This is a genomic window from Paraburkholderia sp. CHISQ3 (assembly GCF_030464945.1).
Taxonomy (GTDB): Bacteria; Pseudomonadota; Gammaproteobacteria; order Burkholderiales; family Burkholderiaceae; genus Paraburkholderia; species Paraburkholderia megapolitana.
Genome location: NZ_JALPRG010000004.1, coordinates 108,269 through 134,340, shown reverse-complemented (window position 1 = coordinate 134,340; position 26,072 = coordinate 108,269). Strand labels below are relative to the sequence as shown.

24 protein-coding genes are annotated in these 26,072 nt (G+C 62.6%); 13 read left to right on the top strand and 11 right to left on the bottom strand.

The features are described from left to right. Positions 1–93: 93 nt before the first annotated feature. On the top strand, positions 94–1,254 hold the full coding sequence (locus M0D65_RS10505) for an acyltransferase (protein WP_266252619.1): 1,161 nt from the start codon (positions 94–96) through the stop codon (positions 1,252–1,254). Here M0D65_RS10505 and speB read toward each other — a convergent pair whose 3' ends face one another. Further along, positions 1,255–2,205 (bottom strand): agmatinase, encoded by a 951-nt coding sequence (gene speB / locus M0D65_RS10500; RefSeq protein WP_266252618.1) that lies wholly within the window; start codon positions 2,203–2,205, stop codon positions 1,255–1,257. A 207-nt stretch (positions 2,206–2,412) separates the two neighbouring features. On the opposite strand from speB, the gene M0D65_RS10495 reads away from it, so the two are divergent. Next, positions 2,413–3,303, top strand: a complete 891-nt coding sequence (locus M0D65_RS10495) for a LysR family transcriptional regulator (protein WP_266252617.1) — start codon at positions 2,413–2,415, stop codon at positions 3,301–3,303. Here the strand turns inward: M0D65_RS10495 and M0D65_RS10490 are convergent. From M0D65_RS10490 to M0D65_RS10475, 4 genes are all read right to left on the bottom strand, one after another. Next, on the bottom strand, positions 3,207–4,856 hold the full coding sequence (locus tag M0D65_RS10490) for an amino acid ABC transporter permease/ATP-binding protein (RefSeq protein WP_266252616.1): 1,650 nt from the start codon (positions 4,854–4,856) through the stop codon (positions 3,207–3,209). The two genes, M0D65_RS10495 and M0D65_RS10490, sit on opposite strands and share 97 nt — an antisense overlap. A gap of 44 nt (positions 4,857–4,900) precedes the next feature. Continuing rightward, positions 4,901–5,740 carry an ABC transporter substrate-binding protein gene (locus M0D65_RS10485; RefSeq protein ID WP_266252615.1) on the bottom strand — a complete coding sequence of 280 codons (840 nt, stop codon included), beginning with the start codon at positions 5,738–5,740 and terminating at the stop codon, positions 4,901–4,903. A 78-nt stretch (positions 5,741–5,818) separates the two neighbouring features. After that, on the bottom strand, positions 5,819–6,880 hold the full coding sequence (locus M0D65_RS10480; protein WP_266252614.1) for an isopenicillin N synthase family oxygenase: 1,062 nt from the start codon (positions 6,878–6,880) through the stop codon (positions 5,819–5,821). A gap of 18 nt (positions 6,881–6,898) precedes the next feature. Beyond that, positions 6,899–7,744 (bottom strand): sugar phosphate isomerase/epimerase, encoded by an 846-nt coding sequence (locus tag M0D65_RS10475; protein WP_266252613.1) that lies wholly within the window; start codon positions 7,742–7,744, stop codon positions 6,899–6,901. Between the two features lie 54 nt (positions 7,745–7,798). Between M0D65_RS10475 and M0D65_RS10470 the strand changes: the two genes are divergently transcribed. The 4 genes from M0D65_RS10470 (at position 7,799) to M0D65_RS10455 (ending at position 10,536) form a co-directional block, all read left to right on the top strand. Next, positions 7,799–8,395: an SRPBCC family protein gene (locus M0D65_RS10470; RefSeq protein ID WP_266252612.1), complete on the top strand. Its 597-nt coding sequence runs from the start codon at positions 7,799–7,801 to the stop codon at positions 8,393–8,395. 290 nt (positions 8,396–8,685) lie between these two features. Continuing rightward, on the top strand, positions 8,686–8,967 hold the full coding sequence (locus M0D65_RS10465; protein WP_266252611.1) for a hypothetical protein: 282 nt from the start codon (positions 8,686–8,688) through the stop codon (positions 8,965–8,967). Positions 8,968–9,067: 100 nt separating this feature from the next. Then, on the top strand, positions 9,068–9,310 hold the full coding sequence (locus tag M0D65_RS10460; RefSeq protein WP_266252610.1) for a hypothetical protein: 243 nt from the start codon (positions 9,068–9,070) through the stop codon (positions 9,308–9,310). A gap of 182 nt (positions 9,311–9,492) precedes the next feature. After that, the gene (locus M0D65_RS10455; RefSeq protein WP_091013251.1) at positions 9,493–10,536 is read left to right on the top strand and encodes a rod shape-determining protein; all 1,044 of its coding nucleotides are present in this window, start codon (positions 9,493–9,495) and stop codon (positions 10,534–10,536) included. 9 nt (positions 10,537–10,545) lie between these two features. On the opposite strand, the gene M0D65_RS10450 is transcribed toward M0D65_RS10455, so the two are convergent. Next, positions 10,546–11,448, bottom strand: a complete 903-nt coding sequence (locus M0D65_RS10450) for an AraC family transcriptional regulator (protein WP_266252609.1) — start codon at positions 11,446–11,448, stop codon at positions 10,546–10,548. A gap of 135 nt (positions 11,449–11,583) precedes the next feature. Between M0D65_RS10450 and M0D65_RS10445 the strand changes: the two genes are divergently transcribed. Next, a complete protein-coding gene (locus tag M0D65_RS10445) occupies positions 11,584–12,567 on the top strand; it encodes an aldo/keto reductase (protein ID WP_266252608.1) in 984 nt (327 codons plus the stop codon). A gap of 88 nt (positions 12,568–12,655) precedes the next feature. Here the strand turns inward: M0D65_RS10445 and M0D65_RS10440 are convergent, their stop codons facing one another. After that, positions 12,656–13,531, bottom strand: coding sequence for an aldo/keto reductase family oxidoreductase (locus tag M0D65_RS10440; RefSeq protein ID WP_266252607.1), 876 nt, complete (start codon positions 13,529–13,531; stop codon positions 12,656–12,658). A 157-nt stretch (positions 13,532–13,688) separates the two neighbouring features. Between M0D65_RS10440 and M0D65_RS10435 the strand changes: the two genes are divergently transcribed. Further along, complete coding sequence (locus M0D65_RS10435) at positions 13,689–14,267, top strand: TetR/AcrR family transcriptional regulator (protein WP_266252606.1); 579 nt, start codon at positions 13,689–13,691, stop codon at positions 14,265–14,267. Between the two features lie 266 nt (positions 14,268–14,533). Next, positions 14,534–15,391, top strand: coding sequence for a PA4780 family RIO1-like protein kinase (locus tag M0D65_RS10430; protein WP_266252605.1), 858 nt, complete (start codon positions 14,534–14,536; stop codon positions 15,389–15,391). 16 nt (positions 15,392–15,407) lie between these two features. On the opposite strand, the gene M0D65_RS10425 is transcribed toward M0D65_RS10430, so the two are convergent. Further along, positions 15,408–16,070, bottom strand: coding sequence for a pyridoxamine 5'-phosphate oxidase family protein (locus M0D65_RS10425; RefSeq protein ID WP_266252604.1), 663 nt, complete (start codon positions 16,068–16,070; stop codon positions 15,408–15,410). Between the two features lie 108 nt (positions 16,071–16,178). After that, positions 16,179–17,666 carry an HD domain-containing phosphohydrolase gene (locus M0D65_RS10420; protein WP_266252603.1) on the bottom strand — a complete coding sequence of 496 codons (1,488 nt, stop codon included), beginning with the start codon at positions 17,664–17,666 and terminating at the stop codon, positions 16,179–16,181. Positions 17,667–17,816: 150 nt separating this feature from the next. Between M0D65_RS10420 and M0D65_RS10415 the strand changes: the two genes are divergently transcribed. Both M0D65_RS10415 and M0D65_RS10410 read left to right on the top strand, forming a co-directional pair. Next, a complete protein-coding gene (locus tag M0D65_RS10415) occupies positions 17,817–18,590 on the top strand; it encodes an alpha/beta fold hydrolase (protein ID WP_266252602.1) in 774 nt (257 codons plus the stop codon). Between the two features lie 200 nt (positions 18,591–18,790). Then, the gene (locus M0D65_RS10410) at positions 18,791–20,914 is read left to right on the top strand and encodes a prolyl oligopeptidase family protein (RefSeq protein WP_266252601.1); all 2,124 of its coding nucleotides are present in this window, start codon (positions 18,791–18,793) and stop codon (positions 20,912–20,914) included. Positions 20,915–20,917: 3 nt separating this feature from the next. On the opposite strand, the gene M0D65_RS10405 is transcribed toward M0D65_RS10410, so the two are convergent. Then, on the bottom strand, positions 20,918–21,991 hold the full coding sequence (locus tag M0D65_RS10405) for an aldose epimerase family protein (protein ID WP_266252600.1): 1,074 nt from the start codon (positions 21,989–21,991) through the stop codon (positions 20,918–20,920). A gap of 35 nt (positions 21,992–22,026) precedes the next feature. Next, positions 22,027–23,253 carry a DNA-binding transcriptional regulator gene (locus M0D65_RS10400; RefSeq protein WP_266252599.1) on the bottom strand — a complete coding sequence of 409 codons (1,227 nt, stop codon included), beginning with the start codon at positions 23,251–23,253 and terminating at the stop codon, positions 22,027–22,029. Between the two features lie 242 nt (positions 23,254–23,495). Between M0D65_RS10400 and xylA the strand changes: the two genes are divergently transcribed. Both xylA and xylF read left to right on the top strand, forming a co-directional pair. After that, positions 23,496–24,818, top strand: coding sequence for a xylose isomerase (gene xylA, locus M0D65_RS10395; RefSeq protein ID WP_266252598.1), 1,323 nt, complete (start codon positions 23,496–23,498; stop codon positions 24,816–24,818). A gap of 140 nt (positions 24,819–24,958) precedes the next feature. Continuing rightward, positions 24,959–25,987, top strand: coding sequence for a D-xylose ABC transporter substrate-binding protein (xylF, locus tag M0D65_RS10390; RefSeq protein ID WP_266252597.1), 1,029 nt, complete (start codon positions 24,959–24,961; stop codon positions 25,985–25,987). Positions 25,988–26,072 lie beyond the last annotated feature (85 nt).

Sequence of the window (26,072 nt, the reverse complement as noted above, 5' to 3'; positions counted from 1 at the left end):
AGCCGCTTCCGGGGCCGAACTTGTCGATTTATTTAGGATTTTCTTTACGCCGGGCGCGGGTAGCCTTTCAGAAGGCATTTAAAGAGGCGCATCATGCGCGCAAATCCGTCCATTCCGGCGCAGTCCGCGAAATCGCTGAAAATCGACGCGATCCGCTTCATGGCGGCCGCATGGGTCGTTTTCTATCATTTCGGGCCTCCGCCGTTCAAGTCGATTTTCACGGGCCATCTGGCGCTGCTGGGCGGCGCACTGTGGTCGGGTCTCGTCGTGCTGTTTGCCGGTCCGGCCGCGGTCATCGTCTTCTTCGTGATCTCCGGTTACTGCATTCACAACGCCTACCATCGCGACGCGAGCCTGCGGCCGGTCAGCTACTTCGTGTCCCGCTACGTGCGGATCGGAGTGCCGCTCGCCGTCGTCGCGCTGGTTTCGCGGCCGGTCGGCGATGCGTCGACGCTGCTGGAATCGGTGCTGTGGTCGCTGTATTGCGAGCTCGTCTATTACACCGTTTATCCGCTCGTGCGGCAGCGCTTTCATCGGGTCGGCGAGATGATCGTCTGCGCTGTGATCGGCGGGGCGTTGATGGTGTGGCTCACGCATACGCAAGCGCGGGTCGTCTGCGATCACTGCGTCTATCAGAACTATGGCGTTGCCGGCACGTCGCTGCTGTATTTCCCGGGCTGGTTGCTCGGCAGCCTGATCGCCGACATGCAGCGTACCCGCGGCGGTATCGATGGTCGCCGCGCGTATTCGCAGCTGACCGGCTGGATTGTTCGCGTGTTGCGGGCCGTGGTACGGGGACTGTCCGCGCAGCTGGTCGCGGCGCGCGTCGCGCTGGTCGCGGCGGCTTCGCTGACTTACGTGCTCGCATCGTCGTCGCACATCAAGCCGGCATTTCTGCCGACCGTAGGCCCCGACATCTCGCTCACGTTGTTCCAGTTCTTTGCCGCCGCATGGATTGCGGCTGAAACAACGACACCGGCGCGGGAATCGTCGCGCGGGGTGTGGGCGCGGCTCGCGGGGCTCGGTGCATGGTCGTACAGCCTTTACCTGTGCCACAAACTCGCGCTCGCAATCCTCAGCGCGGCGGGCTACCCGCCAGGACCGGCGTGGACCTGGCTCGCAACCGTCGCCTTTGCGTTTGCCCTGAGCTACGCGTTCTATCTCGCCGTCGAGCGGCCGTCGCACCGGTTTGCGGGCCGGTTGCGCAAGCTTGCGCCGAAGGTGCCGGTGCCACCGCCGGGCGCGGTGAACTGACTAACGGCGCACCACCCCCGGCAGCACGCACAACATTTCGTACAGCAGGTTCGCGCCGAGCAGCGACGTATTGCCGGTCGTATCGTAAGGCGGCGACACTTCGACGAGATCGCAGCCGACCAGATCGAGCCCATGACAACCGCGGATGATCTCGATCGCCTGGATTGTCGTCAGCCCGCCGATCTCCGGCGTACCGGTACCCGGCGCCCACGCCGGATCGATACCGTCGATATCGAAGCTCAGATACACCGGGCCGCCGTCCACCTTGCTCCGCACTTCGGCCATCAACGGTTCGAGCGACTTGTGCCAGCATTCCTCGGCCTGCACGACGCGAAAGCCCTGTTCGCGACTCCAGTTGAAATCGTTCGCGGTGTAGCCCTGCGCGCGCAAGCCGATCTGCACCACGCGTTCGCAGTCGAGCAGCTCTTCTTCGACCGCGCGCCGGAACGTCGTGCCATGCGCGATCTTCTCGCCGAACATGTGATCGTTCACGTCCGCATGCGCGTCGACGTGCACGAGCCCGACCTTGCCGTGCCGACGCTTGATCGCGCGCAGGATCGGCAGCGTGATCGTGTGATCGCCGCCGAGCGTGAGCGGGATCGTGCCGTGTTCGAGAATGCCGTCGTACGCGTGCTCGATGATGCGCACCGAGTCGAGCAGGTTGAACGTATTGATCGCGACGTCGCCGATGTCGGCGACTGCCAATGAATCGAACGGTGCCGCGCCGGTCGCCATGTTGTACGGCCGGATCATCACCGACTCCGCGCGGATGCCGCGCGGCCCGAACCGCGTGCCGGGGCGCAACGACGTACCGACGTCGAGCGGCACGCCGACAAACGCGGCATCGAGCCCGGCCGCGGAGTCGCGTTGCGGCAGCCGCAACATCGTGGCGATCCCGCCGAAACGCGGCATTTCGTTACCGCCTAGCGGTTGATATAGCTGCTTTTCCATGACGTTCCTCGTGTTCCTTCGTAACGCACGTGCAGGCTCGACAGGTTCGAGACAGGCTCAATACTGCCGACGTCCTCGTCGGGGAAAAATGGCTGGCGCGAAATATTTAGTTCAGTTATTTCTAAAGTATAGGTAACGCTCCCCACCGAGGCGCCACCGCGCCGCGCTGTCACTTCACCACTCCCACTTCATTCACGAGGATCGGGCTTGGCCACTGTTCTGCCGGAAGCGCGACTGTTGCGCATCTTCACCTGTGTCGTGCGTCATCAGGGGTTCGCGGCCGCCCAGCAGGAACTGAACCTGTCGACCTCGGCAATCAGCACGTACATGAGCCAGCTCGAAACGCTGGTTGGCGTGGTGCTGTGTCATCGCGGACGCGGCGGTTTCAGCCTGACGCCGAGGGGCGAAGAGTTTCATCAGGAGGCGCTCAAGCTGCTCGGTGAAGTCGACGGTTTCGAGCGCTATGCAGCCGGTTTGCGCGGCGAACTGCGCGGCAATCTGAAGCTCGGCGTGCTGGATGCGACAGTCACCGACAGCGCGCTGCCGCTGCCCGACGTGATCGGTGCCTTCACGCGCGAGCATCCGGCGGTGCATCTGCATCTGCACGTCCAGAGTCCCTACGAATTGCAATTGAGCGTGCTCGGCAATCGCCTCGATATGGCGATCGGCGCGTTTCCGATTCGCATGAACGGCCTCGTCTATCATGCGCTGCATCGCGAGCAGCACTGGCTGTATTGCAGCCATCGCCACGCGCTCTTCAACGAGCGCAACATCCCCGCCGAAGTGATCAGCCAGCAGCGCATGGTGGGGCGTGCGTACTGGAGTCAGACCGAGCTCGCGCGCCAGGGATTCAAGCGCAGCGAGGCGACTGTCGACAGCATGGAAGGCCAGTTGATCCTGATTCTGTCCGGCGCTTACATCGGTTTTCTGCCCGAGCATTTCGCGCAGTCGCGCGTCGATGACGGCAGTCTGCGCGTTCTGGCGCCGTCCGCGTTCGGCTATCAGGCGCCGTTCTCGCTCGCCGTACGCAGAGGGCGTTCGAAGGAACCGCTGGTGCTGAAGTTTCGCGAAACGCTGCGGCGCGCACTGCCCGCTTGAGCTTGCGCAGGAGCCGCGGCCGGTACCGCTGCGCCATGCGATTCGATACCGATGAAGCGACGCACGCGTTCGGCGCAGGCAAGCTCGCCAATCGCCTGCGGCGATCCATCGAATTCGATCGCGCCGTTTTCCATGAAGACGATCCGGTCGGACAGCGACATCGCGAAGTCCATTTCGTGCGTGACGATGAGCATCGTCATGCCTTCCGCGGCGAGTGCGCGAATCACATTGAGCACGTCGCCGACCAGTTCCGGGTCGAGCGCCGAGGTCGGTTCGTCGAACAGCATGATGGCCGGGTCCATTGCAAGCGCGCGTGCAATGGCGACGCGCTGCTGCTGGCCGCCCGACAATTGATGCGGATATTTGTACGCATGCGCGAGCAGGCCCACCTTGTCGAGCAGCGCCAGTGCGCGCAATGTGGTTTGCTCGCGCGTGCCGCGACGATGGTAACGCGGTGCAAGCGCGACGTTGTCGACGATGGTTCGATGCGGGAACAGGTTGAAGCTCTGGAACACCATGCCGATGCGGCCGACGCCTTCGCGCACGCGCCCGATGCCGGGGCGGTCCGCGGCAGCGATGAACGCTTCGCCGAACAGGACGATTTCGCCGCGGTCGATCGTTTCGAGTGCGTTGATCGTGCGGATCAGCGAGGTCTTGCCCGAGCCCGACGGCCCGATGATCGAAATCACTTCGCCTGCATTAACGGCGAGATCGATGCCCTTCAGTACTTCGTGGTTGCCGTAACGTTTGTGCAAATCCTTGAGCAGCAGCGCATGAGGTGTCCCGCCACCACCGGGCGTAGCGGTGCGCACGCGTGCCGCCACTGGCAGACGGGCGCGCTGTGCCGCGAGCGCGGTGTTGTCGAGCGTCTGTGGTTTGCGCCGCGTCAGATCGAGCGATCGTTCGAAATACTGCAACAGCCAACCGAACACCGTGACGATCAGCACGTAGTAGATCGCGATTGCGGATAGCGTCTCCATCACGAGAAAGTTCTGCGAGTAAAGCCGTTGGCCGACCATCAGCAGTTCGGTCAGCGAGATGACCGATACCAGCGAGGTCAATTTCACGTTGGTGATGAACTCGTTGATCAGCGTCGGCAGCGCGACCCGGAACGCCTGCGGAATCACGATCAAACGACGCAGCCCCAGTGGGCCGATGCCAAGCGCGCTACCGGCTTCCTGCTGGCCTTTTGCAACCGCCAGCAAACCGCCGCGATGGATCTCCGCCATATACGCGGTCTCAGTGAGGACGAGCGCGACGAGGCCGGAGAAGAACGGATGCGACAGCGCGACACCGGCGGACGGAATGAGCTGCGGCAGGTTGTAGACGAAGACGACGAGCACCAGCAGCGGCACGCTGCGGAAGAACCAGATATACAGCGCAGCCGGTGCGGCGAGCCAGCGCGCCCCGGACATCTTGGCAACGGCAAGCGGGAAGCCCAGCACCATGCCGATCGACCATGACAGCGCGCTGAGTTCGACCACGGTGACGCTGGCCTGCCAGAAGGCGGGCAGGGCGAACAGCGACAGGAAATAGTTGAAGTCGAAGTGCATGAGCGGCTCGCAATGCGCGGTAACGCAGGCAGAAAACTATGGAATCAGGAGGCTTTCGCCGCGGGCGGCGGTGCGAGATCGTATTTCTTCAGCACCGCGTCGTATTCGCCGTTTTTCTTTAACGCGTCGAGGGCGCGTGTCAGCGCGTCGAAGAGCGGCTTGTTGTCCTTGCGCACATAGATACCAAGTGTCTGCGGATAGATCAGTTGCGTCGACGAGACGACCACTCGCCCGGACGATTTCGCGGACAACGCATGCGCTGCGCCGGAGATTTCCATCTGCGCCTGCACGTTGTTCGACAGCAGCGCCTGCAGCACTTCGGGCGCGGACGGATATTCGCTGACGACGATCGGCCCCTTGCCGTTGGCCTTGCAATACGACGTCGAGAGCGACTGCAGCTGCGCGACCCATGTGGTGCCCTGTTCGAGTCCGACGCGCAGTCCGCACAGGTCTTCGGCGGATTTTGGCTTGAGCGGACTTGCCGTCGGAACCATGATTGCCGCGCCGGTCTGCGCATAGGGAATCGCCTGCGCCTGGGCGACACGCTCGGGTGTCACGTACATCCCCGAGATGATCGCGTCGTAGTGGCGCGCGTTGAGCCCGAGGATCAACCCGGAGAAACGCGTGTCGACGAAGCTCGGGTTCGCACCCAGTTGTTTCGCAAGCGCCCGCGAGAGATCGGGATCGGAGCCCACCACCTTGTCGCCGTCGTACGACTCGAACGGCGGGTAGGTGATCTCCATACCGACCTTGAACTGCCCCGGCGCCAGCGTCGCGGCGGCACCGCCTGTCTGCGCGGTCGCACCGGTGCACGCGAACGCTGCGAAGATGCTGCCGGCCGTGAAAGCGGCCAGAGCGCGTGTCGTGTTTCGCTTGAAGATCATGGTGGTGCTCCGGTCGTAGTGTTGGCGGTGGTTCGAACAGGGCGCGCGTAACGTTGCGCGCGGGTGGGCGTGTGTTGCTCAGCCGGGCTGACTGCTTTTCTTCAGATGCCCGAAGCTGGCCGGCTTGCGAGCGTGTGCCGGCAGCGTTGCTTCGCCGTTTGCGACGCGCTTGCGCAGGTACTGGTAGGTCTGCAGCGCCTGCCCGTACATGTGCTCGCCGATCGTGATCGCTTCATAGGTCTCGCCGTCCCGCGCGAATGCCGGCAGCGGCTTGATCAGCGTGTGGTAATCGCACGCATAGAAGAGCGGGAACGAATAGCGCTCTTCGCCGACGGTGCGCACGCGGTGTGCCGTTGCGACGAATGCGCCCGCCGTCATCACCTCGAGCATGTCGCCGATGTTCACGACGAAGCTGCCCGGCAGTGGCGGCGTATCGATCCACTGGCCGAGTCCGTTCATGACTTCGAGACCGGGTGCGTCGGCGTGCAGGATCGTGAAGCATTCGTAGTCGGTATGCGCACCGATGCCGGGTGCGTCCTGTGCCGCGCCGTCGAACGGATAGTGGATCAGACGCAGCTTCGACGGCGGCCGCGTGACGAGCGCATCGAAGTGATCCTCGGGCAGACCGAGCGCCAGCGCGAAACCGCCGAACAACCGGCGCCCGAGCGCGAACACCTGCTCGTAGTAGCGCTGCACCGCGGGTTTGAAGCCCGCGAGTTCGGGCCAGTGATTCGGACCGAGCAAGGGCGTGCCGGCCAGCACGAGCGGGTCGTCGGCGCGCAGTTCGTAGCCGACGTCGAATGCTTCCTTATGGTCCGGCTTGCCCTTTGCGTAGACTTCCTCGCCTTCGGGTACGAATCCCTTGTGCGTCTCCGAGGTACCGATGTAATGCGCCATCTTCTGTTCGAACGACTGCGCGAAGTAATCCTTCGCCGCCTGGCGCAAACCGTCGATCACTTCCGTATCGATGCCGTGGCCCGAGATATACAGAAAGCCGACGTCGCGCGCCGCCTGCCCGAGTTGCGCGGCGACGGCTTCGCGGTCGGCCACCCGCTCGCTGAAAAGACCGGCAATATCGACGACCGGAATCGAGGTGAAATGACTTGCCGGGGTGAGATGCGGGATCGGAGCGGCTTGCATCGCGTGGTTCTCCTGGGTTCAGTGCGGGCCCATTGCCCGATGAAAATGTTCGCGTTCGGTGTGCACCATCCATGTGTTGAGCGCGGCCAGATCGGCAACCGGCACGTCGGTGAACGGCAGATGGTGTAGATAGCCGTCGGCGCCGAATTCCGGCGTCAGCGTGCTGTGCGTGTAGCCGCGCGCCTGCTGCGCGTGCCACACCGCTTCCCAGTGCCGCTGATGGAATGCGAGCGCCGTCGCGTACTCTGGTGCGCCGGGGTGCGGGACCTGCGGCCCCTGGTCGTAGCCGACGCGTGCCTGGATGTGATGGACGCGCTCGATGAACGGTGTCAGGTCGTCAGCGGGATCGTCGAGCAGGCGCTCGCAGACCACGACCCAGTGGCTGATATCGCTGGTGAAGCGCAGCGCCGGTAGCTGTCGGATCAGATCGAGCGTGACCCACGGGCTGTACAGCGAACGTGCGCGATGCGTCTCGAAGCTGCACATCAGCCCGTGGCGCTGCGCCAGTTCGAGCGCACCGCCGAAGAAGTCGACTTGCTGCGCGAGCGGCCAGCGGTCGTTGCCGGCCAGCACGTTGACGAAGCGCGGCGTCAGTTCGGCGGCCCAGTCGAGCTTGCGGTTCAGGTCGAGCAGATGCGCGGCGGGCGTCGCGCGCTGGTCGGGCAGCACGGCGCTATCGGTGAAGCAGATCGCGATGTAGTCGAGCGCGTGGTCGGCCAGATCCTGGGCGAGTGCAATGCGCGCTTCGACCTCGAGCGGCAGTCGCGCCTCGATGCCGGCGAGCCCGGCCGCGCGTGCGCTGGCGAAGGCCGCCCGACGGTTGCCGCGATAACCCCAGAGCGAGCGAAAGATGTCCAGCTGCATGTGTCGAGCCTCGATTCCAGCGAGCGTCGGTTAGTTACCGACAGATTGAAGCCCATGGTGCAGTTGGCCGAAAAAGCGAAGAATCCTGGAAACAAAACAATCACTTCAGGATTTTCTGAACTAACGTATGGGGCTGCGGCTACCATGGGGGAGTTCATCGGAAGGAGCGGATCGCCAATGGCTCGACGGCAGATGGTCTTCGTAATGCCAGCCCCGGCGGCTGCCGCATTCGAAGCCTTTCATAACCACAGCAAGCGGCTGGAATGGGACACGTTGCTGTCGAAGGCGGAAGTGGAGGGCGGCGGAACCTACCCATACGTCGGCGCAGTGACGCTGAACGTCGGCCGGGGTGCGCTACGCGGACCCGGTATGCGAACCCGCTTCGTAAGCTATGAACCGCCCCGGCTTGCTGCGGCGACGATCGTCGAACCCACCGGCCTGTTCGCGTACTGGGGGGCTTCGATGCGCCATCGCGATCTGCCGGACGGCACCTCCGAACTCATTTACACGTTCAACCTGAAACTGCGTCCGCGGTTGCTGGGTCTGCTATTCGATCCGCTGGCCGCGCGAATTTTCGCGCATGAGACGCGCCGCCGGTTCACGGCGATGGCGGCCTGGCTGGAGGCGAACCAGGCCACGAAAAGAGGATGAAAATGAGTTGACGGTACGCATTCTTGCGTATAGCGGAATCGCTGTACTTCCCGCGCAGAGGGTATACAGTGGGTTCAAACCAGCGATGGTTCTGGAAATCCTTCAGGCCTTGATGCCGGGCCGATTCTTGAGTTAACCGGGTGCGCTCGCACGGTTGGCCGACACAAATCAACGCACCGTTCCTCTGCCTTTTCACCCGCAGGCCAGAGCCATCGAACCTGTCCAGTCGTACTCGTCCTCGCATTCTCTGCGCTGAGAACGCGCATTCGACACTGCTCGCGTGGTTGCGCATGGGGCGGGTCCTCGTCGCGATGGTTGCCGCGATTTACACAGACGCCTTTGTTGCGGGTGAAGCGTTTCACCGCGCCTATTGGGAGCAAATCATGATCGACGATCAAGTTAACCTCGAAGAACTGGAAGAGAGCAGGAAACGACGAACTGCGCAGGAGACCACGGCTGAGGGCAGCACACCGGGAACCCCGGAGGGGCCGGTCCATACTCCCTACAGAAAGCCGAAGCAGTGGATAAGTGAAGCCAGGAAATGGCTCGGCGTCGGTGGTCGCACCGGCTAGTCAACGCTGGCGCGTCGAACGAAACGCCAGGTAGTCGTCTCAGGTCTTCAGGACTGTGTGCGCAACCCAGATTACTGTCTCATAGCGGGAGAACAACGTGATGGATGAACAGGCAAAAGCAGACGAACTGGCGGAACGCAAGAAACAAAAGGAATCGGGAGCGATCGCGACTGACGATGGCATGCCCGTCGGACCGGAAAACAGGCGCGGAGAGGTCGAGACGATTCGTTACAGTGCGCCGAACAAATGGGTGAGAAGTACCAGAAAGTGGCCTGGCGTGCCGGGTGCTGCCATAGAGTCGGTGCGGTCGTCGAGCCCACGGCGCAAGGCCGATCTGTCTTGAGAGCGTGGAGTTCAGGGGCCAGCGAAGCGCCGAACTCCCCGGTTTTTGTGTCCCCGCAGCTAACCTCGTGCAAGTGCCACGAAGCCTCGCCATCTTCGAAACTGTTACTCTCTCGTCTCCCCACCGCGGCAGGCTTGCCCGTAGTGGGCCAACCGCCCGTGTCGGGTGAGACAGGATTTTGAATGTTCGGCTTTCTGCGCAGTTACTTCTCAAACGATCTGGCGATCGATCTCGGTACTTCAAACACACTGATCTACATGCGCGGCAAGGGCATTGTCCTCGACGAGCCTTCGGTCGTGTCGATCCGTCAGGAGAGCGGGCCGAATGGCAAGAAAACCATTCTGGCGGTCGGCAAGGAAGCCAAGCAGATGCTGGGCAAGGTACCCGGCGACATCGAAGCGATTCGCCCGATGAAAGACGGCGTGATCGCCGACTTCACCATCACCCAGCAGATGATCAAACAGTTCATCCGCATGGTGCACGCGCCGCACATTTTCGCGCCGTCGCCGCGCATCATGATCTGCGTACCGTGCGGCTCGACCCAGGTCGAACGGCGGGCAATCAGGGAGGCTGCACACAGTGCGGGCGCATCGAAGGTCTATCTGATTGAAGAACCGATGGCCGCGGCAACCGGTGCTGGCCTGCCGGTATCGGAAGCGACTGGTTCCATGGTGGTCGATATCGGTGGCGGTACCACCGAGGTCGGTGTGATCTCACTGGGCGGCATCGTGTACAAGGGCTCGGTGCGTGTCGGCGGCGACAAGTTCGACGAGGCGATCGTCAACTACATACGCCGCAACTACGGCATGCTGATCGGCGAACAGACCGCCGAAGCGATCAAGAAAGGGATTGGTTCGGCGTTCCCCGGCTCCGAAGTCAAGGAAATGGAAGTGCGCGGCCGCAACATGTCGGAAGGTATTCCGCGCAGCTTCACCGTGTCGAGCAACGAGATTCTCGAAGCGCTCACTGATCCGCTGAACCAGATCGTATCGGCGGTCAAGATCGCGCTGGAACATACGCCGCCGGAACTCGGTGCCGATATCGCCGGGCGCGGCATCATGCTCGCCGGTGGCGGTGCGCTGCTGCGTGATCTGGATCGGCTGCTTGCTGAAGAGACCGGGTTGCCGGTGTTCGTTGCCGAAGATCCGTTGACCTGCGTCGTGCGCGGCTCGGGGATGGTGCTTGAATATATGGAGAAGTTCGGCGGGGTGTTTACATACGAATGAGCGTGTTGGTCACCCGGCACGATACTCACGCGGCGAACACCCGACGATACGCTTGAACGCATGGCTAAACGCACTATCCGAGTCGTAACCGAGCTCCTGCGCGACAGCGGAAACCGATGCGTCCGAGCGTCGTAACTTCCGTGTCGCGAGCTGCATGCGCCAGCGCAGCAGGTAATCGAGCGGACCGAATCCCATCTTTCGCTTGAAGTGCAGCGCGAAGGTCGAGCGCGACACGTTGCAGCGGGCGGCGAGATCGTCGACGGTCCAGCGCCGTGCAGGCTCCGCATGGATCGCATTGAGGGCAGCCGCGATGCGCGGGTCCGCGAGCGCCGCGAGCCAGCCGGCCGCGCCTTGCGCGTACGAGTCGGCGTGGAGCCGCAGAATCTGCACGAGCATCATATGCGCAAGGTGTTGAACCATCAGCGATGCGCCCGGTAACGACGTGCTGAATTCCTGCGCGAGTTGCTGCAGTGCCCAGCGCAGTATCGCCGCCTGCTCGGAATGACCACGCACCACGATGAGAGGCGGCAGATCGTCAAGCAGCAGTTTCGCGTCATCCTCGAATGAAAAGCGGCCGCCGATCAGAAAGAAATCATCCGCTTCGCCATAGCGCGAGATGCCACCTTCGGGCGGGACGCGATAGACATCGGCCAGTGCGATGGGTGTGACGGATAGATCGCTCGCCAGCAAATACCTGCGCGACCTCGCAAGCAGGACGCAGTCGCCTGCGTGCAATTGAACAGGCGGCCCGGCGTCTTCGACCGTCAGCCAGCATGTGCCCTCGACGACGGCGCTGAACTTGATGCCCACCGGCGCTGGAATGTCGAACGCCCAGTCGCCACCCGCCCGCAGTCCGGCGAAATATGAGTTGCGCGTTTCCAGCAACGAAAGAACTTCAGACAGTGGGTCCAAGCATCTGCTCCGGACGATAGCGACAGAACTCCGGATTCTATTGCATTCACAGACTGACATGCAGGCCCGAAAATGGCACGCCACGATCGCACGGACGCGATCGTGACAGAAGGTCATTTCAAAGGAAACCGGTCAATGCAAAAGCGCAAACTTGGTAACAGTGGGCTTGAAGTTTCGGCTATCGGTCTTGGTTGCATGGGTCTTAGCTTCGGCTTGGGGCCCGCGGTCGAGAGAGCCGACGGTATTGCACTCATCCGTGCGGCGTTCGAGGCCGGCGTCACGTTCTTCGATACCGCCGAGTGCTACGGTCCGTTCGTCAACGAAGAACTTGTGGGCGAAGCCGTCGCGCCGTTTCGCGATCAGGTCGTGATAGCCACCAAGTTCGGGTTCGAGGATGGCGATCCCAGTAAGGCGGTCAACAGCCGGCCCGAACGCATCCGCGCGGTGGCGGACGCGTCGTTGCAACGGCTCAGGACAGATCGAATCGATCTGTTCTATCAGCATCGCGTCGATCCGGGCGTGCCGATCGAAGACGTTGCGGGAACGGTGAAAGACCTGATTCGGGAGGGCAAGGTCAAGCACTTCGGTTTGTCGGAGGCGAGCACCCAGACAATTCGTCGCGCCCACGCGATACAGCCCGTCGCTGCGCTACAGAGCGAATACTCGTTGTGGTGGCGCGAGCCGGAGCAGTCTGTGCTGCCAACACTAGAGGAACTTGGCATCGGCTTTGTGCCGTTCAGTCCATTGGGCAAGGGCTTTCTCACTGGCGCAGTGAGCGCAGGCACTGAGTTCGGCGCGGGCGATGTCCGTCATTTCCTGCCGCGTTTCTCGGAAGATAATCGCAAGGCGAATGCGGCGCTCGTGGACGTGCTCGGCGACATCGCGGCCGGGAAAGGTGCAACGCGCGCGCAGATTGCGCTGGCCTGGCTGCTCGCACAAAAACCGTCGATCGTACCGATACCGGGCACGACGAAATTGCCTCGGTTGAAAGAGAACCTTGGGGCTGCAACCGTGGAACTCTCGGTGGACGATCTGGCGGCGCTCGACGTCGCATTGCGAGGCATCGAGATAGTCGGCGAGCGCTATCCAGCCCGGTTTCAGCAGCTCGTTGATCGCTAGCGCCTTTCCGTTGCGGTCGGTGTTTTGCGAAACGCGTCCCTTTCCACGGTACGCGTTTCGTCGACAAAACATCGATTCTGGCCTGGCCTTACGTCTTCGCGGACCCGATCGTGTCCAGCGACGCCAGAATATCCTCAGGCAAATGAAGACCCGCGCTGCTGATGTTCTGCTGCAGATGTGCGACCGACGAAGTCCCAGGTATCAGCAGAATGTTCGGCGAGCGCTGTAGCAACCAGGCGAGCGCGACCTGCATCGGCGTTGCGTTACATCGGTCGGCAGCGTGATTCAGCGCATCGGCCTGCAACGGCGAGAAACCGCCGAGCGGAAAAAACGGCACGTACGCAATGCCATCTTCCGCAAGACTGTCGATCAGCGTGTCGTCGTTGCGGAAAGCGAGGTTGTACCGGTTCTGCACGCAGACAATGTCGGTAATCGTGCGTCCCTGCGCGACCTGCCGCGCGGTTGCATTGCTCAGCCCAATGTGACGGATCAGACCTTTCTCCTGCAACTGCGCGAGTGCCGTCAAAGGTTCTTCGATGTCACCCTCGGCCGGTGCCAGTACGTCGAACATCACACGAAAGTTCACGACATCCAGCGCGTCGACTCCGAGATGACGAAGATTGTCATGCACCGCCGATTCAAGCTCGGCCGCCGATATCGCAACGTTCCATGACGCGTCGCTGCCGCGGCGAGCACCGACCTTCGTAACGATCGTGAGTGCGTCCGGATACGGATGAAGCGCCTCGCGGATCAGCTGATTGGTCACGTGAGGGCCGTAGTAATCGCTCGTATCGATGTGCGTGATGCCGCTTTCAATCACACTACGCAGCACGGCAATCGCTGCGGCGCGATCTTTCGGCGGACCGAAGGCGCGCGGACCGGCCAGTTGCATCGCGCCATAGCCGATGCGTGTAACGGCCAGATCGCCAAGTTGAAAAGTACCGCCGCGCGTCACTTCAGCCATTGATGCACTCCTTGCTTCCGATGGTTGTTTCGTCGCTACAGGACGTTCGAATAGAATACGAACAATCATTCAGATTGTGAATTCGCATATGCGCGTCGATAACGGACAGGGGCTTGACGCCCGCAAACAGCCTCAGCAAGCGCGTTCGCAGGCAACGGTGGACGCGATTTTCGACGCGACTATTCAGGTTTTGCTGGCCGATGGGCTGCAGCGCCTGACCACTATCCGGGTTGCCGAGCGAGCGGGTGTATCGGTGGGGACGCTCTACCAGTACTTTCCGCAAAAGCAGGCGCTGCTCTTCGCGGTGCTGCAGCGGCATCTGGAACGGGTGGCGCGAACGATGGAGGTTGCTGCTACGTCGGCACACGGCGCCTGTGTGTCGACAATGGTGAAAACAGTTGTCGGTGCGTTTGTGAAAGCAAAGACGGAGGACCTGGACGAAGCGCGTGCGCTTTATGCGGTGGCCTTCGAACTCGACTCGCGCAGCTATGTTCACGCAGTGGGGGCGCGCAACCGCGTGGCGCTGGAGGCCATGCTGAAGACCGCCTCCGATGCGGATTTTGCCGACGTGGGTATGACCACGTTCATGCTGATGGGCGCATTGCTCGGCCCGATCCGTTTGCTACTCGAGGCGAAGTCGCCGCAATCGATGATGCGCAAGTTTCACGAGCAACTCGAGTCGCTGTGTCTGGGGTATCTGGAGCGCGAGGCGCTTCCAAATCGGCCGGTAGACTAGCCCTTTACCGGTCGACCCTGCCGCAGGAAAGGCGGCGACTCTCCGTGTTTTCGGCGGATGTCCGAAGATGGTCGCCGATGGACGCAGCGGCCGGGTTCGCGCAGCACCGTATAATCCGGCATGACTTTTCTTTTCCCTCCGGCAACAGCCGCGCAAGCGACAGCGTTCGCGATGCTTGCCCGCCAGTCCGCTGCGCGCATCGTTGCCGCGCATTCACGTGTCCCTAACTTCATGCGTAAGTCTCGCGAACTACATTGGGGAGGCGTATGAAAATCCCCAAACGGCTCGCACCGCTGCTCGAAGAAGGGCTTATCGACGAAGTCATCGGCCAGTTGATGAGCGGCAAGGAAGCGACAGTGTATGTGGTGCGCAGCGGCACCTCCGCGCGTTGCGCGAAGGTCTACAAGGATGCGAAGCAGCGCAGCTTCCGTCAGGCCGCGTCGTATCGCGAAGGCCGCAAGGTCAAGAACAGCCGCGAAGCGCGCGCGCTGGAGAAGGGCACGCGCTACGGTCGTCAGGTGCAGGAAGAACAGTGGCAGAACGCGGAGGTCGATGCGCTATTCCGGCTCGCCAACGCCGGGGTGCGTGTGCCGCAACCGTATATCTGCACCGATGGCGTGCTGTTGATGGAGCTGGTGGTCGACGGTGCCGGCAACGTCGCGCCGCGTCTGAACGATGTCGATCTGACCGAAGCACGCGCGCTCGAACTGCACACGCTGCTGCTCAACCAGGTCGTGCGGATGCTGTGCGCGGGCATGATCCACGGCGACCTGTCCGAATACAACATCCTGCTGGCCGCCGACGGCCCGGTGATCATCGATCTGCCGCAAGCTGTCGATGCCGCCGGTAACAGCGAAGCCGCCGCGATGCTCAAACGCGACGTCGACAACCTCGCGACATATTGCGGACGGTTCGCGCCGCAACTGCTCGACACCGATTACGGAACGGAGATCTGGGCGCTGTTCGAAGCGGGCGGCCTGCATATCGACGCGAAGTTGACGGGACACGTCGAAGCCGACACGCGACCCGTCGATCTCGATGCGGTGTTGCAGGAACTGGAAGACACGCGGCTGGATGAAGAGGCGCGGCTGCGGCGCGAGCAGGAGTTGAACGCGCAGCGATAGGCAGTAACTGAATGCCTTATCGTGGCAGGCCCGTACCGCTCTCCCACCCAGTCACATACGACGGCGCTTCAACCCGTGCATCGTGCGCCTCGGGCGGCTTTGGCATCATTTCCAGCGGCAGCACACCGGCCCACACCGGCCGGTCGAGATCGGCCTCGTCGTCGTTCGGGCCGCCTGTGCGAATCTTGCACGAGTACTCGTCGAGCGGTATGCGCAGCACGGTCGTCGCCGCGAGTTCTTTCGCATTGGCGCGCCGCGCTTCGTGCGAGCGGCCGCGGGCGATCTTCTCGACCAGCGCATCCAGCGATTCGGCCTTGTGCTCGCCTTCCACCGGCTCGCAAACACCGTAAATAACAGCGGTCCGATAGTTCATCGAGTGATTGAATGCGGACCGCGCGAGCACCAGCCCGTCGATATGCGTGACGGTGACGCAAACCTGGGTTCCGTCGGCGGCGGCTTTCAGCATCTGGCTGCCATTCGAGCCGTGGACATACAGATAATCGCCCTGGCGCCAGCATGCGGTGGGGATGCAGTGCGTACCGCGCTGATCGGTGAAGGCGATGTGGCAGAAGTACGCTGCATCGACGATCGCGTCTAGCACGGCGCGCTCGTAGCGCGCCCGTTCCGGTTCGCGGCGCACACGGGCGCGGTTCGAGAGGGGACCTGGTTTTTCGTTCACGGGAGTCTCATGGTCGGTGAATTTTCCGCCAGCATAATCAATGCATGGCTCCTTCACTAGATCCATCTAGTGCGGGAAATCTGGAGCCAGTCCAAGCGGTTCCCGCTACTAACGCAGCAGCCCCATCGCCGACGCTTTTAATGTCGCCGCGGCCCGCGTCGTGCATTCGAGCTTGCGAAACACCCGCTCGACATGCGTGCGCACGGTGCTCGGGCTGAGATTGAGCGCCCGTGCTGCTTCCTTGTTGCTGGCGCCGTGACTGATCAGGTTCAGCACATCGATCTCGCGCGACGAAAGACGCGTCGTTTCCGCCGCGTAGCGCGTGCTACGCGGCGAAGCCGAGTGCGCAGCGGTGGGCTCACCTTCGAGCAGCGCTTCGACGACGTCGCTATCGAAGCGTCCCTGTTCGGCCTCGGCCCGCAGCAATTCACTGGCCGCGGCATCGGAGAGCGCGTCGCGCCACGGCCGCTTCGAACGTAACGCGACCCACGCAGCCGACGCAGCAAGAATGCGCGCTTCGAGACCGAGCGCCGGGCCGCCCACAGCGCGGAAATAGCCGCTGCCGTCCAGACGTTCGTACGCATACGAAGCCAGTTCCGTCGCCTGATCCAGCGTGCCCATCTGTTTGCCCGCGCGCGAAGTCCAGTAGGGCACGAGGCGCACCTTTTCCCACTGTGCGGCCGAAAGACGCGCCGGCGTGTCCCAGATCGCATTCGGCACGGCCGCGCGTCCTATCCCGTGGATCAACCCCGCGCGGTACACACGTTCACTCGCTTCGGGATCGGCGACGAGACGCGTGCAGCAGGCCGCGGCGGTCGTCGCGACGGCGCGCGAATAACCGGTCATCCACGGTAGTTTCAGATCGAGCACATCGGCGATCAGGTCGGGGGACGTGCTGTGCTGCATCTGCGGCGTCAGCAGCGCGGCGTCGAGAGCAGCCGGCGCGAGCTGCGCCAGCGTATCGAGCCACTGTGCCGCGTGCGTATTGACGGGAATCGTCAGCGTGGCCGGATAGCGGAAATTGGCACGGTGCGCGATCAGTACGAGTGCGTGTTCGAGCCCATAAACCCGGCTGAAAATTTCCAGGTCGCCCGCCAGCGCCACGACGAACACCGCTGCCGGCACCGCCTTGCCGTTCAACTGGTTCGGCATGCCGTTGCCATCCCACGTCTCGAAGATATGCCGCAACGTCGCTTCGGTCTCGCTGCCGAGACCAAGGATGCGCGCGACTTCGCCCGATACCTCGCAATGAATCTGGGCGAGCGGCGCAATCGCCTGCGCCGGGCCGCCTTGCGCATTGAGCAGTTCGGCCCAGTCGGGGCGCTCGGCCAGCATCGCCGCACGGCCCTCGACGTCGTCGCCAAACGTGTTCGTGAATTCCGCCGCATTTGCGGTGCAGCCCGACCAGCGCAGCAGCGAGGCCTCGCGCACCGTGTCGCAGATGTCCGCCCTGAAACTGGCCGCGCCGGCGATCTGCGCGGCAAGCCAGGCCGTGCGCAGCGAATGATCGGTGGGTTGCCCCATGCTGAGATCGCCGATAAAGGCGAGCGCCTTGACGGCGTCGAAGGTGCGAATGTCCAGGCCGCCGGCCGGCATGATGGGGTTTCCTCGAACGGTAAGCGGGAGTGTGGCGACGACTATACGCGACGCGGCTACCGACCCGGGTCGGTCATTTGACCGATACCGGCGCGCGGCGCTGTTTGCGATGCTCTGGCCTCGACATCACCTTTGAGGAGTTGATCCAAGATGAATACCCGAATGAAGAAGTGGTTCGCAGCGGCCTGCCTGTTCGGTGGCCTGTTCTCCGTGCAGGCCGCTCACGCTGAGGCGCAGGGCGATCTGAAGGGCACCAACGTCGTCCTGGTTCATGGCGCGTTCGCCGACGGGTCGAGCTGGAGCAAGGTGATTCCGTTGCTGGAAGCGCGCGGCGCACACGTGGTGGCTGTGCAGAACCCGCTGTCTTCGCTGGCGGATGACGTCGCCGCGACGAAACGCGTGATCGACGCGCAGACGGGCCCGGTCGTGCTGGTCGGCCATTCGTGGGGCGGTGTCGTCATCAGCCAGGCCGGTAACGACGACAAGGTCAAGGCACTCGTCTATGTCGCTGCATTCGCGCCCGACAGCGGCGTGTCGATCAACGACATGCTCAAGGGCAAGCCGGCGCCGGCATGGGTGAACCAGTTGCAGAAGGATTCCGGCGGCTTCCTGACGCTGTCCACCGACGCGATCATCCATCAGTTCGCACAAGACCTGCCGCTGCCGGAAGCGCGCCTCGTCGCGGCGACACAGGGCCCGTGGTTCTCGGGCTGCACCGACGACAAGGTGACGACCGCCGCGTGGCACACGAAGCCGTCGTGGTATGTGCTGGCGGAGCAGGATCACATGATCGATCCTGGTCTGCAGCAGGTGATGGCGACGCAGATCGGCGCGACCGTGACGCGCGTCAAGTCGAGTCACGTGGCGATGTTGAGCCAGCCTAAGGCGGTGGCGGCGGTGATCGCTGCGGCGGCGAAGAAGTAAGGCGCATTGTCGCAAAAACAGGTATGACCGGCACAGTCGGGTCTGTTCGGCTCAGGTGCGATCGACGATCGCACCTGAGCGATTGGCTGTACGTTTCAGTTAGGCATGTCTTATGTTTCATTTAGGAGCGAACTGATATCTACGTTCGGAGATATTCGATAAGGTATGGCGTTTCACTGTGCGCAAGATATTGAATATCCATGACCAACTCGCTCCCCACTACTACCTGGCTGCCGACCGACGCTGCAGACCCGTATATCGGTCTGGAAAAACTCGACGATCCCACAGTCGATTCATGGGTACGTGCGCAAACGGCCCGCACTGTCGAGACGTTCGGTCATACGCCCAACGCCGACATTCACACGAGGCGGCTTTTCGAAGCCATGACGGCCCAGGACCGCATCGTTACCTGTTGGCGTTGTGGCGACTGGGGCTACAACTACTGGACCGACGAAGCACACCCGCTCTTCTTTGTACGCCGCACGCCCTGGGACGCCTGGATTGAAGGCGTGCCTGAATGGGAAACCGTGCTGGACGTCAATGCGCTCGATCTGAACAACCGGGACGGCGACGATACACGCTGGGTTCTGGCCGGCTTCGAGCTGATCTATCCCACCTTCGATCGCGCGCTGGTCTCTCTTGCACCGGGAGGTTCCGATTCGATCATCGTGCGGGAGTTCGACGTCGAAGCACGCGCTTTTGTCGACAACGGTTTTGCACTACCTGATCCAGGTCACCACCGCGTCGGGTGGATCGATCGAGATACGATCTACGCGAGCTGGGATGACAGTGCGGTGAGCGCGACTCCGGCCGTGACGGTTGCCGGCTATCCGCGACAGGTACGCAAATGGACGCGTGGAATGCGCGTATCCGATGCGCCGATCGTATTCGAATGTGAACCTGGCGATCTGTCTGTGATGGTTTTTTTCGATCCGATTCACAGACGTCATTCCGCGTACCGCAGCGCATCGTTTTACGACGTGGTGAACTTCTGGCTCGACGAGAAGACGGACGAATGGCGGGAATTCGATGTGCCGCACGATGCAACGTTGTTCGAGTGGAACGACTGGTTGCTCGTTACGCTGCGCACCGACTGGGACGTCGATGCGGCCACGTATCGTAGCGGCTCATTGCTCGCTATCCGGCGTGACGCATTTCTCGACGGTAGCCGCTGCTTCGTGGTGCTTTTCGCGCCTGCGGACGAAAAGGTACTTTCCGGCGCGCACTATACGAAGCATTGGCTGATCGTTGCGCACAAGAGCGAAAGCGTTACCCGTGTGACACTCTGGCGTCCACCCGCGGCGGCCGATGGCACCTGGGAGGCGCGGGACTATCCGCTGCCGGACGGGTGCGAGGCATCGGTGACAGCCATCGACCACGCACGCGACGACACTGTGCTGATTTACACCAATCACTTCCTGACACCGCCGTCGCTGTATCTTGCAGATCTCGCCAGTGATACACCCTGGCGCCTGCTCGCACAGCTTCCCGCCCGCTTCGATGCAAGTGGATTTGTCGCACTGCGCCGGCATGCCGTTGCTGCCGATGGCGTGCGGATTCCCTATTGGATAATCGGCCGTGAGGCGGATCTTCAAGGCGATCCACGGCCGTGCGTGCTCTACGGATACGGCGGATTCGAAATCCCGCTCGATACCCCCGGCTATATCGACACCCTGGGATTCTCCTGGCTCGAACCAGGTGGCGTGTACGTGATCGCCTGCATCCGGGGTGGCGGGGAATATGGACCTGCCTGGCATCGGGCCGCCCAGCGCGAGAAACGTCAGGTTGCATTCGACGATTTCATCGCCGTGGCCGAAGCATTGATCGATTCAGGTGTAACGACGCCCACGCAGCTCGCCATTCAAGGCGGAAGCAACGGTGGTCTGTTGACAGCGGTATGCATGATCCAGCGCCCGGAACTGTTCGGCGCCGTCGTCTCGGAAGTACCGGTCCTCGATATGGCGCGCTTTCACCTGCTGCTGCAGGGCGCCTCGTGGGTCGAGGAGTACGGTGATCCCGACAATGCCGACGACCGCCGGATGCTGATGGATTACTCGCCTTATCACAACGTGAAGCCAGACACGCACTATCCGCCTGTGCTGTTTACGTCGTCATCGACCGACGATCGTGTGCATCCTGCTCACGCCCGCAAGATGGTGGCGAAAATGCAGGCACTCGGGCACGCCGACGTCTGGTACCTGGAACATCGCGATGGAGGGCATGGCGCAGGTGTCGAGCCCGAAACCATGGCCCGCGCATCAGCCACGACATTCGAGTTCCTGCGCGCGAAGATCGGAGCAGCGTTACAACCGGTTCGCCCGTAGTTTTCAGCCGCGCACGCAGACCCGATAGCGGGTCTGCTGGCGGTACACCTTGCCAGGCCGAAGCACGGTCCGCTCACCGTCGGCCATATGGACCTGGTCGGGAAACCCGCCGGCTTCGAAGCACAGCCCCGCATGCCGCGCGAGCACGACACCCTGACGACCGCGCACGCCCTGCAGGTAATTGCCGGTATAGAACTGCAAACCCCACTGGTCCGTCTCGACGATCAGTTCGCGCCCGCTGCCCGGATCGTAGGCACTCGCGACGCGGCGGCAGGGCTGCACATTTCCGGGCTCATCGGCTGCGTCGCGCAGCACATAGCAGTGATCGAAGCCGCCCGCGCGTGCGAGCTGCGCGTGCGGCCAGTCGAGCCGCGCCCCGAGCGGCGCGCTGTGCCGGAAATCGAACGCATTGCCGGCAACGTCCGCGCGCTTCGCCGGAATCATCGCCGGGTCGACTTCGAAGAACGCGTCCGCATCGATCGAGATGACATGACCGCGCACGTCCGTCCCGGCCTGGCCCGTCAGGTTGAAGTAAGGATGGCTAGTCAGGTTGAGCGGCGTCGGGGCATCGGTGAGCGCTTCGTAGTCGAGCGTCAGGGTGCCGTCGTCATCGAGTGCATAGCGCACCTGGACGGTCACGTTGCCCGGAAAGCCCGCATCGCCCTCAGGCGACTCGAGCCGCATCACGAGCGTGCCGTCCTCGTCGTCGGCTTGCCACAGCGCGCGATGAAACCCCGCAGCGCCGCCGTGCAGGCAATTGTCGCCTTCGTTACGATCGAGCGCGTAGTCGATCCCGTCGAGCGTGAAGTGCGCGCCGGCAATGCGGTTCGCCCAGCGGCCGATCAGCGCACCCATATAGGTCGTCGCCGCGTGATAGTCGGCGGGACTGTCGTGGCCGAGCAGGATGTCGCCGAGCCGTCCTTCCCGGTCCGGCGCGTGCCACGACACGAGCGTCGCACCGAGATCGCTGATGGCGACTTTCATGCCGTGCGTATTGCGCAGCGTAAACAGACTGACCGGATCGCCGCCTGGCAACCGGCCCCACGTTTCGGAAGATATTTGCGCTGTACTGATCATGTTTCTGGAAGAAAGAGAGAAGAGGGTGCGGTGCGTCAGTTCGTCGATGTAGCCGGGCGCGGACGCTCCTGATATTCGCGCGGCGTACAGCCGAGTTCGCGGCGAAACACGGCATACATATACTGCAGCGAGGTGAAGCCGCAACGGATCGCGACCTCCGCGCTCGACACATCGCGCTGCTCGAGCAGCGCCTTCGCCGCATCGAGTTTATGGCGCAGGATGGCCTGATGCACGGTACAGCTCAGTTCGCGGCGAAAATGTTCTTCGAGCGACGAGCGCGACACGCCGACGTAATCGGCGACCTGCTCGGTGCGAATGCCCTGACACGCGTACTGGCGGATGAAGTGCCGCGCGCGCATCACATAGGGGCTTGCCAGCGGCTGATGGCGACTCGATTCGAGGACATTGATACCGACCGGTGGCACAAGGATGCGCCGGCCCGGAAAACGCGCGCCGTGCAGCATCTGATGCAAAAGATACGCGGCGGTGCGGCCCATTTCCTCGGTACCCTGAATCACCGACGACAACGGAATACGTGTGAGCGTCCGCGTGAGCGGATCGTTGTCGATGCCGATGATCGCCACCTGCTCCGGTACCGCGATGCCCGCCATCAGACACGCCTGCAACAGATGCCGGGCACGCGCGTCGGTCACCGCGATGATGCCGACCGGCTTCGGCAGGCTCGCGAGCCAGCCGGTCAACTGCTCGCTCGCCTGGTTCCACGACGGCGCGCTGGTGGACAGTCCGCGATAAATCTCGGCGCCGATCTCGGCGGCACTGCGCCCGTCGGCGGCGCGCAGATGCGTGAAGGCGCGCTCGCGTTGTTGTGCCCAGCGGTTTTCCTGGGCCTCGGGCAGGCTATAGAGCGCGAAGTGTGCAAGCCCCGCGCCGATCAGATGGGTGTAGGCGAGCGAGACGAGCTTCGCGTTGTCGGTGGCGATGTAGGGTAGATCGGGCGGATAGTGCGCCTGGTCTTCGAATGACGAGCCCACCGCGACGACCGGTAGCGCACAACCGCGCAACGCATCCGACACAGCCGGATCGTCGAAGTCCGCGATGATGCCGTCGCCTTCGAAACGCTCGATGCCGGTCAGACGGCAGCGGAAATCGTCCTCGAGAAACAGGTCCCATGCGACCCGCGTGGACAGCAGGTACTTGCCGATTCCGCCGATGATCTCGCGATCGTAGATCTTGTTCGCGTTGAACAGCAGCGCGATCCGATGGGTCGTCTGAGGCGTGGGGTGCGTCTGGACTCGGGTCATCGGTGGGCGTGGCTCGCGGGATCAAGCGGTTACGAAACGATTACGAAACGTGTAGCAATTCTAGTCCGGGAACCTCCACCCTGCGCGGTATGCGCGGCGAGGCGGTAAGAAACATCAAGCCGCTTACGCAATTTCGTAATTGCCGGTCTTGCCCGGGCACGGCAGCATGGCGTCACCTGGCGAGCCGCATTCGCCCCGAGCGCGCGAGCATTGCAGCGCAGCATAAACAAAGGGAGACATCGATGTCGTATTTCGAGCACATCCAGCCGATCCACTATGAAGGACCGGACTCGGACAACCCGCTGGCATTCCATCACTACGACAAGACGAAGATGGTGCTCGGCAAGACGCTCGAAGCGCATCTGCGCATCGCCGTGTGCTACTGGCACACGTTCGTGTGGCCAGGCGCCGACGTGTTTGGTCACGGTGCGTTCCGTCGGCCGTGGCACGAACCCGGCGACGCGATGGAGCGCGCGAAGCAGAAGGCCGATGCCGCGTTCGAGCTGTTCTCGAAACTCGGCACGCCGTACTACACGTTCCACGACACCGACGCATCCCCAGAAGGCCGCAACCTCAAGGAATACAGCGAAAACTTTGCGCGCATGGTCGACTACCTGGCGCGCAAGCAGCAGGACAGCGGCGTCGGGTTGCTGTGGGGCACCGCGAACCTGTTCTCGCATCCGCGCTATGCAGCCGGTGCGGCGACTAATCCGAACCCTGAAGTGTTCGCATTTGCTGCGGCCCAGGTCCGTCACGCGCTCGACGCAACCCATCAACTGGGCGGCGAGAACTACGTGTTGTGGGGCGGCCGCGAGGGCTACGACACGCTGCTCAACACCGAGCTCTCGCGCGAACGCGAACAGTTTGCACGCTTTCTGCATATGGTCGTCGAGCACGCGCACCGCATCGGCTTCAAGGGCACGCTGCTGATCGAACCGAAGCCGCAGGAGCCGACCAAGCATCAATACGATTACGACGTCGCGACCGTGCATGGCTTTCTGACGCAATACGGTTTGCAGAACGAGATTCGTGTGAACATCGAGGCGAATCACGCGACGCTCGCCGGTCATTCGTTTCATCATGAGATCGCGACGGCATTCGCGCTCGGTGTGTTCGGCAGTGTCGATGCGAACCGCGGCGATCCGCAGAACGGGTGGGACACCGATCAGTTTCCGAACAGCGTCGAAGAACTGACGCTCGCGTTCTACGAGATCCTGCGGCATGGCGGCTTCACGACCGGCGGCATGAACTTCGATGCCAAGGTACGGCGCCAGAGTATCGATGCGGAAGACCTGTTCTACGGCCACATCGGTGCAATCGACAATCTCGCGCTTGCGGTGGAGCGCGCGGCGAAGCTGATCGAGCACGACCGCCTCGAGCAGTTCAGGCAGCAGCGCTACGCGGGCTGGGACACGGAATTTGGTCGCAAGATTCTGGCAGGGGGTTATTCGCTTACGTCGCTAGCTAGCGACGCGCTTGCGCGCGGCCTCGATCCGCAGCATGCGAGCGGTCGCCAGGAGTATCTGGAGAGCGTCGTGAATCAGGCGATCTACGGCGGCCGTTGAGCGGCTGCCAGAACTGCAAGAACCGCACGAGCCGAAAGCACTGCAAGCATGACAAAGGCTCGCGTTGCTATCCGGCCGCATGGTCCACCATGCGAGCCGTCCACACCGGCACGCCGGTGATTAAAAGAGAGGAGTGAGACATGAGATTTGCCACCCGCCGTTCCGTTCTGGGTTCGCTCGTCTGTGGAGCGGTACTCGCCAGTCTGTCGCTTGCCGCGCCGCTCGCGCATGCGAGCAAGGATCACCCTGAAATCGGTTTTTGCATCGACGACCTGCGCGTCGAACGCTGGTCGCGCGATCGCGACTACTTCGTCGCCGCCGCCGAAAAGCTCGGTGCGAAAGTGTCGGTGCAATCAGCGGATGCGAGCGAGGAACGCCAGATCTCGCAGATCGAAAACCTGATCTCGCGCGGCGTCGACGTGATCGTGATCGTGCCGTTCAACTCGAAGACGCTTGGTAACGTGGTCGCCGAAGCGAAGAAGGCCGGCATCAAGGTCGTTTCGTACGACCGGTTGATTCTCGACGCCGACGTCGATGCATATATCTCGTTCGACAACGAGAAAGTCGGCGAACTGCAGGCGAAGGGCGTGTTCGATGCGCAGCCGAAGGGCAACTACTTCCTGCTCGGCGGTGCACCGACCGACAACAACGCGAAGATGTTGCGCGAGGGTCAGTTGAAGGTGCTGCAGCCGGCCATTGATCGCGGCGACATCAAGATCGTCGGCCAGCAGTGGGTGCCGGAATGGAGCGCCTCGACCGCGCTGCGCATCATGGAAGATGCGCTCACCGCGAACAACAACAAGATCGATGCGATCGTCGCATCGAACGACGGCACCGCGGGCGGCGCGGTCCAGGCGCTTGCGGCACAGCACATGGCAGGCAAGGTACCGATTTCGGGGCAAGACGCGGACCTCGCAGCGGTCAAGCGGCTGATCGCCGGGACCCAGACGATGACGGTTTACAAACCACTCAAGCTGATCGCAAGCGAAGCGGCCAAGCTGTCCGTGCAGCTTGCGAAGGGCGAGAAGCCGGCCTATAACGCGCAGTACGACAACGGTCGCAAGAAGGTCGATACGGTGCTGCTGCAGCCGACCCTGCTGACGAAGCAGAATGTCGACATCGTCGTGAAGGACGGTTTCTATACGCAGGCGCAGATCGCGAGCCAGTAACGCCTCGCGTGAGTTCGGCCTGAGTGCGTGCCGCCCCACGTCGCGAAGCAGAGCGGCGTGGGGCGCGCCGCGTTTTCTCCTGCAA

Excerpts from the sequence above, each read along its gene's own strand:
- M0D65_RS10505 (WP_266252619.1), top strand. The coding sequence starts at position 94 with ATGCGCGCAAATCCGTCCATTCCGGCGCAGTCCGCGAAATCGCTGAAA.
- speB (WP_266252618.1), bottom strand. The coding sequence starts at position 2,205 with ATGGAAAAGCAGCTATATCAACCGCTAGGCGGTAACGAAATGCCGCGT.
- M0D65_RS10490 (WP_266252616.1), bottom strand. The coding sequence starts at position 4,856 with ATGCACTTCGACTTCAACTATTTCCTGTCGCTGTTCGCCCTGCCCGCC.
- M0D65_RS10485 (WP_266252615.1), bottom strand. The coding sequence starts at position 5,740 with ATGATCTTCAAGCGAAACACGACACGCGCTCTGGCCGCTTTCACGGCC.
- M0D65_RS10480 (WP_266252614.1), bottom strand. The coding sequence starts at position 6,880 with ATGCAAGCCGCTCCGATCCCGCATCTCACCCCGGCAAGTCATTTCACC.
- M0D65_RS10475 (WP_266252613.1), bottom strand. The coding sequence starts at position 7,744 with ATGCAGCTGGACATCTTTCGCTCGCTCTGGGGTTATCGCGGCAACCGT.
- M0D65_RS10470 (WP_266252612.1), top strand. The coding sequence starts at position 7,799 with ATGGTGCAGTTGGCCGAAAAAGCGAAGAATCCTGGAAACAAAACAATC.
- M0D65_RS10465 (WP_266252611.1), top strand. The coding sequence starts at position 8,686 with ATGGGGCGGGTCCTCGTCGCGATGGTTGCCGCGATTTACACAGACGCC.
- M0D65_RS10460 (WP_266252610.1), top strand. The coding sequence starts at position 9,068 with ATGGATGAACAGGCAAAAGCAGACGAACTGGCGGAACGCAAGAAACAA.
- M0D65_RS10455 (WP_091013251.1), top strand. The coding sequence starts at position 9,493 with ATGTTCGGCTTTCTGCGCAGTTACTTCTCAAACGATCTGGCGATCGAT.
- M0D65_RS10445 (WP_266252608.1), top strand. The coding sequence starts at position 11,584 with ATGCAAAAGCGCAAACTTGGTAACAGTGGGCTTGAAGTTTCGGCTATC.
- M0D65_RS10440 (WP_266252607.1), bottom strand. The coding sequence starts at position 13,531 with ATGGCTGAAGTGACGCGCGGCGGTACTTTTCAACTTGGCGATCTGGCC.
- M0D65_RS10430 (WP_266252605.1), top strand. The coding sequence starts at position 14,534 with ATGAAAATCCCCAAACGGCTCGCACCGCTGCTCGAAGAAGGGCTTATC.
- M0D65_RS10420 (WP_266252603.1), bottom strand. The coding sequence starts at position 17,666 with ATGCCGGCCGGCGGCCTGGACATTCGCACCTTCGACGCCGTCAAGGCG.
- M0D65_RS10415 (WP_266252602.1), top strand. The coding sequence starts at position 17,817 with ATGAATACCCGAATGAAGAAGTGGTTCGCAGCGGCCTGCCTGTTCGGT.
- M0D65_RS10410 (WP_266252601.1), top strand. The coding sequence starts at position 18,791 with ATGACCAACTCGCTCCCCACTACTACCTGGCTGCCGACCGACGCTGCA.
- M0D65_RS10405 (WP_266252600.1), bottom strand. The coding sequence starts at position 21,991 with ATGATCAGTACAGCGCAAATATCTTCCGAAACGTGGGGCCGGTTGCCA.
- M0D65_RS10400 (WP_266252599.1), bottom strand. The coding sequence starts at position 23,253 with ATGACCCGAGTCCAGACGCACCCCACGCCTCAGACGACCCATCGGATC.
- xylA (WP_266252598.1), top strand. The coding sequence starts at position 23,496 with ATGTCGTATTTCGAGCACATCCAGCCGATCCACTATGAAGGACCGGAC.
- xylF (WP_266252597.1), top strand. The coding sequence starts at position 24,959 with ATGAGATTTGCCACCCGCCGTTCCGTTCTGGGTTCGCTCGTCTGTGGA.